Origin of the sequence: Kocuria sp. (assembly GCF_030536815.1) — a bacterium.
In the GTDB taxonomy this organism is placed as follows: domain Bacteria; phylum Actinomycetota; class Actinomycetes; order Actinomycetales; family Micrococcaceae; genus Kocuria; species Kocuria gwangalliensis.
The window spans coordinates 1-1,797 of sequence record NZ_JAUNPE010000306.1 but is presented as its reverse complement, the minus strand read 5'-3'; the positions used below and the strand labels follow the sequence as shown (position 1 = coordinate 1,797).

General features: G+C 64.6%; 3 protein-coding genes. All 3 read right to left on the bottom strand.

What is annotated here, in order from left to right:
• Positions 1-502, bottom strand: a 502-nt coding sequence (locus Q4E95_RS13450; protein ID WP_303383781.1) for an ATP-binding cassette domain-containing protein, incomplete at its 3' end; no start/stop codon positions are given.
• Between the two features lie 65 nt (positions 503-567).
• Complete coding sequence (locus Q4E95_RS13445; RefSeq protein WP_303383780.1) at positions 568-1,221, bottom strand: DUF421 domain-containing protein; 654 nt, start codon at positions 1,219-1,221, stop codon at positions 568-570.
• A gap of 19 nt (positions 1,222-1,240) precedes the next feature.
• The coding region (locus Q4E95_RS13440) for an ABC transporter ATP-binding protein (RefSeq protein WP_303383779.1) at positions 1,241-1,797 on the bottom strand (557 nt) is incomplete at its 5' end.

The following is a 1,797-nucleotide window of genomic DNA, read 5'->3' as shown; positions in this document are numbered from 1 at the left end:
AGAAGGGCTCGTCCATGAGCAGGATGGGCGGATCGGCCGCGAGCGCTCGGGCCACACCCACGCGCTGCTGCTGCCCGCCGGACAGTTGCGCCGGGTAGCGGGTGGCCAGCGACTCGTCCAAACCCACGGAGCCGAGAAGTTTGCGGGCATTGGTGCGCGCCGCGGACTTGGACACCCCGTTCAGCCGGGGAACGGTGGCGATGTTGTCCTCCACCGTGCGATGGGGCATGAGCCCGGACTGCTGCATCACGTAGCCCATGGAACGGCGCAGTTGCGCGGCGGGAACGTCTGCCACATTGCGGCCGTTAATTTCCACCGTGCCGGAGGTGGGTTCCACCATGCGGTTGAGCATGCGCAGAGAAGTGGTTTTGCCGCAGCCGGAGGGGCCCACGAACACGGTGAGTGAGCCGGTGGGGATCTCCAGATCCAAGTGGTCCACAGCGGTGGTCCCGTTGGAGTACACCTTGCTCACGCCTGAATAGCGAATGGCCGTTTCGGTCATGCCCTGAAGTCCCTTCCGTGGCGTGCTTTTATCCTATCCACGGAAATCATCAGTACTCCGTTATGTCACGGTGTTGTCCCGCGGTTAATTTTGCGGCCTGTTCTCATGCGCGTGTTGGCATGCGTTTCGTCATCGTCAGTTTTGCGCTCAGCCAAGAATTCGGCCGGGATGCGGTCCGCACCGGCGACGTTCGTGAGCAACTGCGGGTCAATGGGAACCCCGCGGCGCAGCACACTGATGCCGCCCCCGGGTTCCTGGAGTACGCATGCAATCTCGTCATATGAACGGATGCCCGCTTTGCGCAGTGCACCGTGCAATTCCCCCAGGGTGATGTGAGAGCGCTTGAGCCATTTGTCCTGGATCTGCGGCCCGATCATGAGCAACCGCGCCGGGCTGTTCATGAGTCTCTGCACCCGCAAGGACGAGCGTAATTGCCCGAACCCGGCCTCCAGGACGAACAGGGTGGCCAGGCCCAGGATGCCGCTGGTCAGGGTGGGCGGGTGGCCCAGGATCACGCGACCGGCCACCGAACCGAGCATGACCGTCACGACCACGTCGAAGGTGGACATGGCCATGAGCACGCGCTGCCCGAAGATCCGCACGAACAGCAGGAAAGCCAGGTAGATCCCCACCGCGGACAGCACCACGGCAAGTGCGTGGGCTCCGGTGATCCCCAGTTCTTCGATCAGCTGGTCGGGTAGCGAGGCGCTCATGGGCATGACCACAGATTAGGCCCGCTCATTCGGCCGTCGAGAACTGCGTTTCGTACAGTTCCGCGTACCGACCGTCGACCTCGAGTAGTTCCTGGTGCGTGCCGCGCTCCACGATCCGGCCGGCTTCGATCACCAAGATCTGGTCGGCCTGCCGAATGGTCGACAGTCGATGGGCGATCACGACGGCCGTGCGTCCGATCATCGCCTCACTCAGCGCGGCCTGCACGTGGGCCTCGTTGGTGGAATCCAGCGCGGAGGTGGCCTCGTCCAGGATGACCACGCGCGGTTGGGCAAGCAGCAGCCGGGCAATGGTCAGGCGTTGCCGCTCACCGCCGGAGAGTCGGTAGCCGCGTTCTCCCACCACGGTGTCCAGTCCGTCCGGGAGGGACTCGATCACGTGCTTCATGCGGGCGCGGTCCAGCGCGTGCCACAGTTCCTCGTCGGTGGACTCCGGCCGGGCCAGGGCCAAGTTGGCGCGGATGGTGTCGTGGAACAAGTGCCCGTCCTGCATGACCATGCCCACGGTGTCCCGCAGGGATTCAAAGGTGGTTTCGCGGACGTCCTGGCCGCCCAGTCGCACGG